Source organism: Cellulomonas sp. P5_E12 (assembly GCF_054049315.1).
Genome location: NZ_JBFUMP010000021.1, coordinates 19158 through 31975, shown reverse-complemented (window position 1 = coordinate 31975; position 12818 = coordinate 19158). Strand labels below are relative to the sequence as shown.

The window sequence follows — 12818 nt, the reverse complement described above, 5'->3', positions numbered from 1 at the left end:
CCGTGCGCACGCACCGACGGACACCACCCGCAGGGGGTCCGAGCGGCCACCCGGAGGCCTCCGGGGCACGGCTCATCATGGCGGACGTCAACCGCCGGGGGTTCACTGTACGCGACGAGCGCCCGTGGGTCGAACCGCGCGGAAGGCACGAGCCCACGCTCCGACATGACGGGCACGACCCGACGTGACCTCTGCCACTATGGGGGCCGTGAGCGAGCAGACCCCTCCCCGTGCCCGTGTGTCCGCCCGACTGGCCGCGATCGCCGAGTCCGCGACGCTGGCGGTCGACGCCAAGGCCAAGGCGCTCAAGGCGGCCGGTCGCCCGGTCATCGGCTTCGGCGCCGGGGAGCCCGACTTCCCCACCCCCGCGTACATCGTCGACGCGGCCGTCGCTGCCGCCAAGGACCCGGCGAACCACCGCTACACGCCGGCGGCGGGCCTGCCCGCCCTGCGCGAGGCCATCGCGACGAAGACGCTGCGGGACTCGGGCTATGAGGTCAAGCCGTCAAGCGTCCTGGTGACCAACGGCGGCAAGCAGGCCGTCTACCAGTCGTTCGCGGCGATCGTGGACCCGGGTGACGAGGTGCTGCTGCCGGCGCCGTACTGGACCACGTACCCCGAGGCGATCAGGCTGGCGGGCGGCGTCCCGGTCGAGGTGTTCGCCGGCGTGGACCAGGGCTACCTGGTCACCGTCGAGCAGCTCGAGTCGGCCCGCACCCCGCGGACCAAGGTGCTGCTCTTCTGCTCCCCGTCGAACCCGACCGGCGCGGTGTACTCCCCCGAGCAGACGGCCGCGATCGGGCGCTGGGCGCTCGAGCACGGCATCTGGGTCATCACCGACGAGATCTACGAGCACCTCACGTACGACCACGCGGTGTTCACGCCGATCCTGCGTGTGGTGCCCGAGCTGACGGACACGACGATCGTGCTCAACGGCGTCGCCAAGACGTACGCCATGACCGGCTGGCGCGTGGGCTGGATGATCGGCCCCGCCGACGTCATCACCGCGGCGACCAACCTGCAGTCACACCTGACGTCCAACGTGGCGAACGTGTCGCAGCGGGCGGCGATCGCCGCGCTCAGCGGCGACCTCGCGGCCGTGGAGGAGATGCGGACCGCGTTCGACCGGCGGCGCCGGACCATCGTCGAGATGCTCGGGCAGATCGACGGCGTGCGGATCCCCACCCCCGAGGGGGCGTTCTACGTGTACCCGTCGGTCGAGGGCGTCCTCGGCCGGACCATCCGCGGCGTGACCCCGACGACGTCGGCCGAGCTGGCGACGCTCATCCTCGAGGAGGCCGAGGTGGCCGTCGTGCCCGGTGAGGCGTTCGGGCCGAGCGGGTACCTGCGCCTGTCCTACGCGCTCGGCGACGACGACCTCGTCGAGGGGATCGGCCGGATCCAGTCGCTGCTCGCCGAGGCCGAGTAGGCGGTCGTCGACGGCGCCGCGGCGCCCTTGCCCCTCACGCGGCGTGAGGTCCTAGCGTCGACGTCATGGGCACTGGACACCGAGTGGGTGAGCTGGCACAGGCGAGCGGGCTGACGGTTCGCACCCTGCACTACTACGAGCAGATCGGGCTGCTGACCCCGTCGGGCCGCAGCGCCGCGGGCCACCGGCTCTACGACGTCGCGGACTCTGAACGCCTCTACCGGATCTGCCTGCTCCGACGGCTCGGCATGGGTCTGGCACAGGTGCAGCGGGCGCTGGACGACCCGTCCTGGGACCTTGCCTCGGCGATGCGGCAGCACCTGACCACCCTCGACGAGCAGCTCGACGCCACCGCGCGGCTGCGCTCTCGGGTGGCCGGGATGCTGGCCACGGACGGCACCGATCTGCTCGAGGTGGTCGAGGCGATGACGACGCTCGAGGCACCGGCGCAGCAGCGGATCATGCTGCTGGTGTACGCGGACATCGCCGCGGCGCACGCGTGGCTCGTCGAGCGCTTCGGGCTGGTGCCGGGCGACCTGGTGCGTGACGGCGCCGGCCGCGCGGTGCACGGCGAGCTCCACGCGGGCGACGGCGTCATCTGGCTGCACCCGGAGCAGGTGTCGTTCCGCCTGGCGTCGCCCCGCTCGCTCGGCGCGGGCACCGCCTCCGTCGCGGTGCTCGTCGACGACGTCGACGCCCACCACCGGCGCTCCGTCGCGGCGGGTGTCGACGTGCGGCAGGAGCCCGTCGACCAGGACTACGGCTACCGCGTCTACAGCGCGTGCGACCTCGAGGGGCACCTCTGGTCGTTCATGAAGGCCCTGGACTGAGACGCCTGCGCACCGCCTGACCCGCCGGACATACTGGGTCCATGCATCGAAGCGCCCGGGTCGGCGGCCGCGCGGACGTCTCCGGCGCGACGACCGCCGCCGTCCCCGCGCACCGGCGCACGCTCGCGCACCTCACGGTCCGGGCGCGCCTGCTCACCGCCGTCGTCCTGCTCGCGGCCCTGACGGTGACGATCGCCGGCGGGACCGCCTTCGCGCTGCAGGCCGCCGAGACCGACGCCCGGATCGACAACTCGTTGTCGCGCGCCGTCGCCGCGCTGCGTCAGGTGCAGGCCGGCAAGGACCCCACGACGAACCTTCCGTTCGACAGCGTGAGCGCGGTCCTGAAGGAGGGGGTGCGCAACCGCGTGCCCGGCAAGAACGAGGGCGTCATCACGCTGATCGACGGGGAGCCGAAGTGGCTGCCCGCCGCCGAGACCCGGTCGGTCCGGCTCGAACGGGATCCCGAGCTCGTCGAGGTCCTGGCGACGCTGCCGGCCGACACGGCGGCGCTGGCCCGCACGGTCAGCACCGACACCACGCGGTACCGCCTCATCGCGGTACCGGTCCTCCTGTCGGGAGACCCGGGCACCGGCATGTTCGTCGTCGCCTTCGACCGCTCCGCCGAGATGTCGAGCCTGCGCAGCACGTTCCTCACCTACTCCGCCGTCGGGCTCGCGGCCCTCGCCGTCATCGCGGTCGTCGCCTGGTTCGTCGTCGGGCGCCTGCTGCGGCCCATCCGGCTGCTGCGGGACACCACCCGTCGGATCACCGAGTCGGACCTGTCCGAGCGCATCGCCGTGACCGGCAAGGACGACCTCTCGAACATGGCGCGGACCGTCAACGCCATGCTCGACCGGCTCCAGCGGGCCTTCGGGTCGCAGCGCGAGCTCCTCGACGACGTCGGGCACGAGCTGCGCACGCCGCTGACGATCGTGCGTGGCCACCTGGAGCTGCTCGACCCGGACGACCCCGACGACGTCCGCGCCACGCAGGCGCTCGCCCTCGACGAGCTGGACCGGATGCAGCGCCTGGTCGACGACCTCATGACGCTCGCCACGACGGACCGCCCCGACTTCGTCCAGCCCGCGCCGACGGACGTCGGGCGGCTCACCGACGACGTGTACGACAAGGCCCGAGCGCTGGGAGACCGGCGCTGGGTGGTGGCCGCCCGGGCGGACGTGACGGTGCAGCTCGACGCGCAGCGCGTGACGCAGGCCTGGTTGCAGCTGCTCGCGAACGCGTGCCGCTACTCCGCACCGGGCTCCACCGTGCGCCTCGGCAGCGAGGTGGCGGGCGACCGGCTGCTGCTGTGGGTGCGCGACGAGGGTCCCGGGGTGCCGGCGGGCGAGGAGAGCCGGATCTTCGAGCGGTTCCACCGCGGGCAGGCCGACCGCATCTCCCACGGTGCCGGGCTGGGCCTGCCGATCGTCGCCGCGATCGCCCACGCCCACCACGGAGAGGTGTTCGTGGAGCATCCACCGGCTAACGTCGGGCCCGGCGTGGTCTTCGTGCTGGACCTGCCGGCCGTCGATCTGGTGGACGGCGAGACCCGAACCGTCGCCCAGCTGGTGGAGAACCGATGACGCACATCCTCATCGCGGAGGACGAGGAGCGCATCGCCGCGTTCGTGGCCAAGGGCCTGCGCGCGTCCGGGTTCGAGACGAGCGCCGTGACGTCCGGCGAGGACGCGATCGCCCGGGTCCAGGCGGGCGGCATCGACCTGCTCGTGCTCGACCTCGGCCTGGTGGACATCGACGGCTTCGAGGTGCTGCGGCGCCTGCGGGCCGCCGGTGAGACCGTGCCCGTCATCGTGCTCACCGCGCGCTCGTCGGTCACCGACACCGTCACGGGGCTCGAGTCCGGGGCCGACGACTACATGGCCAAGCCGTTCCGGTTCGAGGAGCTGCTGGCCCGCGTCCGGCTGCGGCTCCGCGCCCAGCCGGCGGCGCCGGGCGACGCCTCCGTGCTCAAGCACGGTGCGCTCCAGCTGGACCTGCGGACCCGACGGATGAAGGTCGGCACCCAGGAGGTGGACCTCTCCGCGCGGGAGTTCGCGCTGGCCGAGACGTTCCTGCGCCATCCCGGGGACGTGCTCACCCGCGAGCGCCTGCTCTCCGAGGTGTGGGGCTTCGACTTCGACCCCGGGTCCAACGTGGTCGACGTGTACGTGCGGTACCTGCGGCGCAAGGTCGGCGCGGAGCACTTCGACACGGTCCGGGGCGTGGGGTACCGGTTGATCGACGCGACCACGGCTGGCGTGTGACGGCCCGGGATCTGGCCCTCCTGCCGAAGGCCCACCTGCACCTCCACTTCACGGGTTCCATGCGGGTCTCGACGCTGGCCGAGCTGGCGGCGGCGCACGGGATCCGCCTGCCGTCCGCCCTGCTCGACGACGACGCCCTGCACGTGCCCGCCGACGAGCGCGGCTGGTTCCGGTTCCAGCGGCTCTACGACGCCGCGCGCGCGTGCGTCCGCGGCGAGGCGGACATGCGCCGGGTGGTCACCGAGGCCGTCGAGGACGACGCGCTGGAGGGGTCGGGCCGGCTGGAGATCCAGGTGGACCCGACGTCGTACGCGCCGTTCGTCGGGGGCCTGACGCCCGCGCTGGAGATCGTGCTCGACGCGGTGCGGTCCGCGTCGGCGAGCACCGGTGTCGACGTCGGCGTCATCGTCGCCGCCTCCCGCATGCGGCACCCGCTCGAGGCGCGCACGCTGGCCCGGCTGGCGGCCCACCATGCCGGCGACGGGCCCGGCCAGGTGGTCGGCTTCGGGTTGTCCAACGACGAGCGCCGCGGTGAGACGTCCGAGTTCGCGCACGCGTTCGCGATCGCCCGTGACGCCGGGCTGGCCTCGGTCCCCCACGGCGGGGAGCTCCTGGGGCCCGCGCACGTCGAGGAGGTCGTCCAGCACCTGCACCCCGACCGGCTCGGCCACGGCGTGCGGTCGGCGGAGGACCCGCGGGTGCTGGAGCGGGTGGTCGACGAGGGTGTGGCGCTCGAGGTGTGCCCGGCGTCGAACGTGTCGCTCGGCGTGTACGACCGCGCGTCGGACGTCCCGCTGCGCGCGCTGGTCGACGCCGGCGCGACCGTGGCGCTCGGCGCCGACGACCCCTTGCTGTTCCGGTCACGGCTGCTCGACCAGTACGTGCTGGCGCGCGAGGTGCACGAGTTCACCGACGACGAGCTCGCGGAGCTGGCGCGGTCGTCGATCCGGGCGAGCCGCGCGAGCGACGGCGTGCAGGCGCGGCTGCTTGCCGGGGTGGACGACTGGCTGGCGCCTTGACACGTGGCCCCCGAGACGATTGTATCAATGCATTAGTCCATTGATACAGGGGTTGCCATGACCGGCTGGGTGTGGCTGCTGCTCGTGCTGCTCCTCGGCATCGGCGTGGCATGGGCGCTGCGTCCGGTCCGTACCGAGGGCCCGGCGTCGCCGTCGGAGGCGTGGGTCGCCGCGGAGCGCCACGCGCGACGCGTGACCGCGGCCGCGTGGGTCGTCCTCGTGCCGCTCCCCGTCCTGCTCGCCATGAGCGCGGCCGGCTACCTGCACGGGCCCGCGCGCGGGGCGTTCGTGGCCGCGCTTCCCGGCATCGCCGGGATCGCCTTCCTCGTGGTGCACGCCGGCGGCGAGCTGACGTGGCCCAGGCCGCAGGGCACCGTCCGGCGCGCGCCGCTGGTCCCGCGGCGCGTCCGGGATATCGCCCCGCGAGCGCTGTCGTGGCTCGCCGTTGCGTGGTTCCTGCTGCTCGCGGTCCTGCTGACGGCCTGCGGCCTGGCCGCCGGCACCGGCGGGCGGAGCCTGTCGTACGCGCACGCCGACGGCGTGACCTCCACGTCGAGCCCGTTCCCCGGCCTCTACTACGGGCGCACGATCGCCCCGACGATGGTCGTGCTCGCTCTCGCCTGCCTTGGGGTCCTGGCTCAGGTCGCGCGCCGCGCGGCGGTCGCCGACACCGCTCCCGCCGACGACACGGGCCTGCGACGGACGTCCGCGCGACGAGTCCTGGCCGGCGTGCAGCTGGTCGTGGCCTGGACGCTGGCCGGGTGCCTCTTCTTCGCCGCGAACTGCGTGGCGAGCGTGCAGCCGCGGTGGGCGGACGCCTTCGGACCGGGCAGCGCGGAGGCCGTCGGGACGGTCGGCCGGTTCGTCTCGCTGGCCGTCCTGATCGTCAGCACGGTGGCTCCCGTCCGGGGCTCCCGGGCCGAGCATCGCGCGCCTGCGCCGCAGCGTGCCGAGCCCTACGTGCAGCAGCCGCAGGTCACCGCATGACCGCACAGCTCGAGGTCGACCTGACCTCCGGGGTCCCCGCGTTCGAGCAGATCCGCGCGCAGGTGGTCGCGCACGTCGCGGCCGGGCGGCTCGTGGCCGGCGACCGGCTGCCCACCATCCGCGCGCTGGCCACCGACCTCGGTCTGGCCGCCGGGACGGTCGCGCGGGCGTTCCGCGAGCTGGAGGCCGAGGGCGTCGTCGAGACCCGTCGCCGGGCCGGGACGGTCATCGCGGAGGGCGCCTCCGTGCCGACCGACATCGCGCGCCGGGCCGCCGAGACGTACGTCGCCGCCGTCCGCGCGGCCGGCCTGACCGACGACGAGGCGCTCGTGCTGGTGCACGGCGCGCTGCTCGGGCGTCAGAGCGTGACGCCCACCAGCACCGGTTCCGGCTCGAGCTCGACCCCGAAGGACGACCGGACGCCGTCGCGCACCTGACGGGCGAGCGCGAGCAGGTCCTCGGCCTTCGCTCCCCCGCGGTTGGTCAGCGCGAGCGCGTGCTTGGTCGAGAGCGTCGCCGGACCGGGGGCGCCGAAGCCCCGCGAGAACCCGGACCGCTCGATGAGCCAGGCCGCGCTCGACTTCACGCGGCCGTCGTCCGTCGGGAAGCGGGGGGCGTCCTCCGGCAGCGCGGCGGCGGCGTCGGCGGACAGGAACGGGTTGGTGAAGAACGAGCCCGCGCTCCACGTGTCGTGGTCGGCGGGGTCGAGCACCATGCCCTTGCGGGCACGCAGGGCGAGCACGGTGTCCCGGACCTGGGCGAGGGGCGCGCGCTGGCCCACCTCCACGCCCAGCGTGCGGGCAAGCTCGGCGTAGACGATCGGGCGGGACAGGTCACCCGGGCGCAGCTGGAAGGTCACGTCGAGCACCACGTAGCGGGGCGTCGGCGACCACGGCGCACGCGGATCATCGGCGTCAGCTGAGCGCATCGACCGCTTGAGCAGCGACGTGCGGTAGCCGAACGCGAGCGTGACCAGCGGCAGCGTGCGGACCCTGCCGCGGCTGCGGTCCCAGACCCGGACGGTCGCGATGCTCTGCGACACCTCCTGGCCGTACGCGCCGACGTTCTGGACCGGCGTCGCGCCGGTCGATCCTGGGATGCCCGAGAGGGTCTCGATGCCCGTGAGCTCCTGCTCGACCGCGTACCGCACGACGTCGTCCCACGGTGTCCCGGCCGGCACCGTCAGCGTCACGCCGGCGCACGCGGAGGCGTCGGGCACGTCGATCCCGCTACGGACGTCCCGCACGACGACCCCGTCGAACCCCGCGTCCGACACCAGGAGGTTGGAACCTCCGCCGACGACGAGGACGGGCTCCCCCGCCTCGTCGGCCGCGCGCACGGTCTCGATCAGCTCGGCCTCGGTCGTCGTCTCCACGTACCGGCTCGGCGCACCGCCGACCCGCAGGGTGGTGAGGTCGGCGAGGGTGGAGGACAGCGCGGTCGTGGCGGGCCAGTGGATCGTCGGAGGGACGCTCGCGGGCGAGCAGTCGTCCGTGCTCAGCTCGGTCTGCACGCGATCAGGCTAGCCCTCGCTGCTTGAGCGGGGCGGCAGCGTTCACCACCAGCAGACCCAGGACCACGGGCACGACGATGACCAGCAGCGCGTGCCGGTACCCGACGTGCTGGGCGAGCAGGCCGATCAGCGGCGGCCCGGCGAGGAACGCGCTGTACCCGATGGTCGAGACCACGCTGACCCGCGCGGCGGCGCGGATCGGGTCGTCGGCGGCCGCGCTCATGCCGACGGGGAAGCCCAGCGCGGCGCCCGCACCCCAGGCCACGATGCCGACGACCGCGAGCCAGAGGTGGCCGGCGAGCGCGAAGGTGACGAGGCCGACGATGGAGAGCGCGGCGCACAGGCGCAGGATCGCCACGCGGCCGTACCGGTCCAGCAGGGTGGTGCCGAACCAGCGCATGCCCGTCATCGCCGTGACGAAGATGGCGAACGTGAGCGCGCCCAGGGCGTGCGGGACGTCGAAGCCGTCGACGACCGCGAGGCTGACCCAGTCGTTCGCGGAGCCCTCGGTGAGGGCCGCGGCCAGCACGACGAGTCCGATGAGCAGCGTGCGCGGCTCGAGCCAGGCGGCCAGCGCCCCGCGGGCGCCCTTGTCCGGGCGGTCCGCCGAGTGCCGCACCTCCGGCTCGTCGGCGGCGGGCAGGAAGGCCCGCACCGCGAACGCGACGCCGACCACCGACAGGACCACCGCGATCGGGATGTGCACGACGACCGGGACGTGCAGCCACGCCGCGACCGCGGCGATACCGGCTGCGGCCACGGTGCCGAACGAGAAGCCCGCGTGGTAGCGCGGCATGATCGTGCGACCGAGGTGCTGCTCGACGACCGCACCCTCGACGTTCATCGACGCGTCCCAGACCCCGGTGCCGACGCCGAACAGCACGAGACCCAGGGCGACGACGGCGACCTCACCGAGCGCCACGCCGATCGAGGCCACGACCAGCCCGCTCCCGTTKAGGATCGCGAACGCGAGCACCGTGCGGCGCGCACCGAGCCGCTCGATCACCATGCCGGACAGCGGCAGGGCGACCAGCGACCCGACCGCGCCGACGAGGAGCAGCAGGCCCATCTGCGCCGGGTCGAACCCCAGCCCGTCGCGGATGGCGGGCAGGCGCGCGGCCCAGCTGGCGAAGTTGAAGCCGTTGAGGAAGAAGACGACGAAGACGGCGATCGAGGCCTTCTCGACCACGCGCGCGACGTTCGTGGGTGCACTCGTCCCGAGCAGCTCGTCGTCCTGTCCCGCTGGCGTCGTCATCGGCCCTCCGGTGTTCATGATGTCGTCCGTTCGATGGTCACGGCACGCGCACGAGGCGACGGCGGCGGGTTCGACGGCGGTCGGCCGTCACGTGGTCGGCGTGCCGAGCGGCGATCGCGCCGTACGGGTCCGGGTCGGCGTCGGCGAGATGGACGATCGGATCGTCGTCACCAGGACGCGCGGGCGCGTCCGCGATCGACACATGCTCGGGGGCGACGCGCCCGGCGAGCAGCACGCTCGCCACCATCGCGACCGCGATGACGACGAGGGCGTGCCGGGCGCCGGTCGACGCGGCCGCGATCCCGAGCAGCGGCGGGGCCGCGATCGAGGCCACCGAGGCGAACGAGGACACCACGGCGACGCGACCGGCGGAACGCATCGGGTCGTCGGACGCCGCGGCGATGCCCACCGGCACGGCGAGCGCGGCGCCGAAGCCCCAGAGCACGACGCCGACGCCGGCGAGGGTCAACGACGGCGCGAAGCCGAAGAGCAGCAGGCCGACGATCGACACGACCCCCGAGACCCGCAGGACCGGGACCCGGCCGAACCGGTCGATGAGGCGGGTGCCGAGCAGGCGGACCAGGGTCATCGCGCCGACGAAGACGCCGAGCATCGCCCCGCCCACGGCCTCGGTCTGGTCGAACCCGTCGACCACGGCGAGCGACAGCCAGTCGTTGGCCGACCCCTCCGAGAGGGCCGCGGCCATGATGACGACGCCGATGAGCAGCGTGCGTGGCTCGCGCCACGAGTCCAGCGAGCTGGCGATCCGGCGGCGGCGACCCATCGTCGCAGCCCCGGCGGGCGTGACCGCGTGCGTGCGGGGCCGGTCGCCGTGGGCGTCGGCGAGCACGACACCGCGCAGCGAGGCCAGCCGCCAGACCACGGCCAGGACCGCGACCGCGACGAACTGCGCGGTGACCGAGACGCCGAGGTGCGACGCCGTCGCCCCGAGTGCGGACCCGGTCACGGCGCCGATCGAGAAGGCGGCGTGGAACTGCGGGATGACCGTGCGGCCCATGGCGCGCTCGATGCGGGCGGACTCGACGTTGAGGGGCACGTTGCCCAGCGCGACCGCCACGCCGTTGAGGAAGATGCCGACGCCGAGCATGGTCAGCGAGCCGATGGAGGGGCCGACACCCATGAGGACGAGGGCGACCGCGAGCACGGCCGTCGACGCGATGATCCCGACGCGGCTGCCGAACCGCTGCACGACCATGCCCGAGACCGTGACGGTGAGGAGGGCGCCCACCGAGCCGATGAGCAGCATGACGCCGAGCTCGGACGTGGACAGGTCGAGCAGGTCGCGGACGGTGGGGATGCGGGCGAGCCAGCTGGAGAACRTGATGCCCGCGAGGGCGAAGAGACCCATGAGGAGCCAGCGGGCTCGACTCACGGCGCGGGTGGGGTGGCGCACGGCTTGCTCCATCGTTCTGACGAGCGTATCGAATCGATTCGACCAGGCGCCGTCGGGATCGGTCGAATCGATTTGAGGGACGGCGTCATTCTGCGGGTACGCTGGCCGCTGCGTCAAACGCTCTACCCGCCCGCGCGTCGCGTCCCTCCAGGTCCGCGCCGCCGACCCGGAGGTCCGAGACCTGTCTCCGCAACGTCCCACCCTGGCCGACGTCGCCGCCGCGGCGCACGTGTCCGTGTCGACGGCGTCGCTCGCCTTCTCGGGCGCCGGTCCGATCGCCGCGGCCACCCGCCAGCGGGTGCTCGACGCGGCCGCCGCGCTGGACTACTCGGGGCCCAACCCGCTCGGCCGCCAGCTGCGCCGCGGGCGGTCGGGGATCGTCGGCGTGATCGTGGGTGACTCGCTGCGCCGTTCGTTCCGCGACCCCGTGTCGATCCAGGTGCTCGACGGCCTGGTCAGCACGCTCGGCCCGCTCGACCTCGGGGTGCTGCTCATCCCCGGCTCGAGCGACCCGAGCGGACCGGCGGTCGACCCCCTGATCGAGTCCGCGGCGATGGACGTCGCCGTCATCATGTGGGGCGGCACGACGGACGACCCGATGCTCGGCGCCCTGCGGCGCCGCGGCATCCCGACGGTCCTCCTGGAGGGCCAGCACCAGAGCGACGTCAGCTCTGTCGGGATCGACGACCGCGGCGGGATGCGCCAGGCAACCGAGCACCTGCTCGCGCTCGGCCACACCCGGATCGCCACCGTCACGCTGCCGTTCGACCGCTCGCGCGGCGAGGGGCTCGTGGCCACCGACCAGATGGGCCACCTCAACTGGGAGATCACCCGGCGGAGGATGGCCGGCGTCACCGACGCTGGCGTCACGCCCGTCGCGATCTGGGAGACGCCGGCGTCGCTGGTCGAGCACGGCCGCACCGCCGGCACCGCGCTGCTCTCCACGCCCGACCGGCCGACGGCCATCGCCTGCCAGTCCGACCTTTTGGCGTCCGGCGTCGTGCTCGCCGCCCGGGAGCTCGGGCTCCGCGTGCCCGAGGACGTGTCCGTGAGCGGGTTCGACGGGCTCGACCTGCCGTGGCTCCAGCCGGACGTGCTCACCACGGTCGTGCAGCCGCTGGAGGAGAAGGGCGCCGCGGTCGGTCACGCGGTCGAGGACTTCCTGGCCGGCGAGGCTCCGACGACGCGCGAGCTGCCCGTGGAGCTGCGGGTCGGGACCACGACAGGCCCCGCGCCCGTCAGCTGAGGCGGACGACCGCCTGCGCCTTGCCGAGCACGCGGACACCGGCGACGGCGACCGTGAGGTCGATCCGCGCGGTCCCGGCCTCGGGGTCGAGGGCGCCGACGACGGCGACGACCTCGATGGTCGCGGCACCGGGATCGGGCACCGGGACGGGACGCGTGAAGCGGACCTGGTAGTCGAGGACCGCGCCGGGGTCCCCCGCCCAGTCGGCGACGACGCTCGAGGCCGCGCCCATGGTCCACATGCCGTGCGCGATGACGCCCGGCAGGCCGACCGAGGTGGCGATGCGGTCGTTCCAGTGGATCGGGTTGAAGTCGCCGCTGGCTCCGGCGTAGCGGACCAGCCGGGCGCGGTCGACGGTGATCTCGCGGCGCGCGACCTCGTCGCCGACGGACAGCTCGCTCGTCATGACTCCTCCGGGCGCACGGCCAGCGTGGACACGACGGTCGCGACGGGCTCGCCGTCCTCCGCCGAGATCTCGGCGCGCGTCGTGATCATGGCCAGCCCGGCGCGCACCGTGATCGAGTCGACGTGCAGGACCGTGACCAGACGGTCGCCCGCGTGGATGGGCCGGTGGTGCGTGAACCGCTCGTCGGCGTGCACGACGCGGCTGAAGTCGATCCCGGCGGCGGGGTCCTCGAACAGCTGGGCCTCGGCGCGCTGGGCCACGACAACGGCAAACGTCGGCGGCGCGATGACGTCGGGATACCCGAGCGTGCGCGCCACCGACGGATCCGTGTGGGCTGCGTGGGAGGCGCCGACCGCGTCGGCGAACTCCCGGAGCTTCTCTGCGCCTACCTCGTAGGCCTCGGTCGGCGGGTACTGACGTCCCGCGTACCCGACATCGACCGGCATGGACGCGAGG

13 protein-coding genes are annotated in these 12818 nt (G+C 73.8%); 8 read left to right on the top strand and 5 right to left on the bottom strand.

Annotation, left to right across the window (positions count from 1 at the left end; all coding sequences use genetic code 11):
- Positions 1 to 199: 199 nt before the first annotated feature.
- From ACXJKA_RS16325 to ACXJKA_RS16295, 7 genes are all read left to right on the top strand, one after another.
- The gene (locus tag ACXJKA_RS16325) at positions 200 to 1429 is read left to right on the top strand and encodes a pyridoxal phosphate-dependent aminotransferase (protein ID WP_456826282.1); all 1230 of its coding nucleotides are present in this window, start codon (positions 200 to 202) and stop codon (positions 1427 to 1429) included.
- Between the two features lie 65 nt (positions 1430 to 1494).
- Positions 1495 to 2259, top strand: a complete 765-nt coding sequence (locus ACXJKA_RS16320; protein WP_456826268.1) for a MerR family transcriptional regulator — start codon at positions 1495 to 1497, stop codon at positions 2257 to 2259.
- A gap of 41 nt (positions 2260 to 2300) precedes the next feature.
- The gene (locus ACXJKA_RS16315) at positions 2301 to 3842 is read left to right on the top strand and encodes a sensor histidine kinase (protein ID WP_456826267.1); all 1542 of its coding nucleotides are present in this window, start codon (positions 2301 to 2303) and stop codon (positions 3840 to 3842) included.
- Positions 3839 to 4522 (top strand): response regulator transcription factor, encoded by a 684-nt coding sequence (locus ACXJKA_RS16310; RefSeq protein ID WP_456826266.1) that lies wholly within the window; start codon positions 3839 to 3841, stop codon positions 4520 to 4522. Before ACXJKA_RS16315 ends, ACXJKA_RS16310 begins: the two co-directional genes overlap by 4 nt.
- Positions 4519 to 5541 carry an adenosine deaminase gene (locus ACXJKA_RS16305; RefSeq protein WP_456826265.1) on the top strand — a complete coding sequence of 341 codons (1023 nt, stop codon included), beginning with the start codon at positions 4519 to 4521 and terminating at the stop codon, positions 5539 to 5541. Before ACXJKA_RS16310 ends, ACXJKA_RS16305 begins: the two co-directional genes overlap by 4 nt.
- A 57-nt stretch (positions 5542 to 5598) precedes the next feature.
- Positions 5599 to 6528 carry a hypothetical protein gene (locus ACXJKA_RS16300; RefSeq protein ID WP_456826264.1) on the top strand — a complete coding sequence of 310 codons (930 nt, stop codon included), beginning with the start codon at positions 5599 to 5601 and terminating at the stop codon, positions 6526 to 6528.
- Entirely contained in the window at positions 6525 to 6965 is a 441-nt protein-coding gene (locus tag ACXJKA_RS16295) for a GntR family transcriptional regulator (protein ID WP_456826263.1), read from the top strand. Before ACXJKA_RS16300 ends, ACXJKA_RS16295 begins: the two co-directional genes overlap by 4 nt.
- Here ACXJKA_RS16295 and ACXJKA_RS16290 read toward each other — a convergent pair.
- Genes ACXJKA_RS16290 through ACXJKA_RS16280 form a run of 3 tightly spaced genes read right to left on the bottom strand, consistent with a single transcriptional unit; the run spans position 6887 to position 10710 of the window.
- Entirely contained in the window at positions 6887 to 7987 is a 1101-nt protein-coding gene (locus ACXJKA_RS16290; RefSeq protein ID WP_456826281.1) for a UDP-N-acetylmuramate dehydrogenase, read from the bottom strand. The genes ACXJKA_RS16295 and ACXJKA_RS16290 overlap by 79 nt on opposite strands.
- A gap of 58 nt (positions 7988 to 8045) precedes the next feature.
- Positions 8046 to 9296, bottom strand: coding sequence for an MFS transporter (locus tag ACXJKA_RS16285; RefSeq protein ID WP_456826262.1), 1251 nt, complete (start codon positions 9294 to 9296; stop codon positions 8046 to 8048).
- 37 nt (positions 9297 to 9333) lie between these two features.
- On the bottom strand, positions 9334 to 10710 hold the full coding sequence (locus ACXJKA_RS16280; protein ID WP_456826261.1) for an MFS transporter: 1377 nt from the start codon (positions 10708 to 10710) through the stop codon (positions 9334 to 9336).
- A gap of 181 nt (positions 10711 to 10891) precedes the next feature.
- Here ACXJKA_RS16280 and ACXJKA_RS16275 point away from each other — a divergent pair, with 181 nt between their 5' ends.
- A complete protein-coding gene (locus tag ACXJKA_RS16275; protein ID WP_456826280.1) occupies positions 10892 to 11956 on the top strand; it encodes a LacI family DNA-binding transcriptional regulator in 1065 nt (354 codons plus the stop codon).
- Here ACXJKA_RS16275 and ACXJKA_RS16270 read toward each other — a convergent pair.
- Both ACXJKA_RS16270 and ACXJKA_RS16265 read right to left on the bottom strand, forming a co-directional pair.
- Entirely contained in the window at positions 11949 to 12362 is a 414-nt protein-coding gene (locus ACXJKA_RS16270) for a MaoC family dehydratase (RefSeq protein WP_456826260.1), read from the bottom strand. The two genes, ACXJKA_RS16275 and ACXJKA_RS16270, sit on opposite strands and share 8 nt — an antisense overlap.
- Complete coding sequence (locus ACXJKA_RS16265; RefSeq protein WP_456826259.1) at positions 12359 to 12808, bottom strand: FAS1-like dehydratase domain-containing protein; 450 nt, start codon at positions 12806 to 12808, stop codon at positions 12359 to 12361. Before ACXJKA_RS16265 ends, ACXJKA_RS16270 begins: the two co-directional genes overlap by 4 nt.
- Positions 12809 to 12818 lie beyond the last annotated feature (10 nt).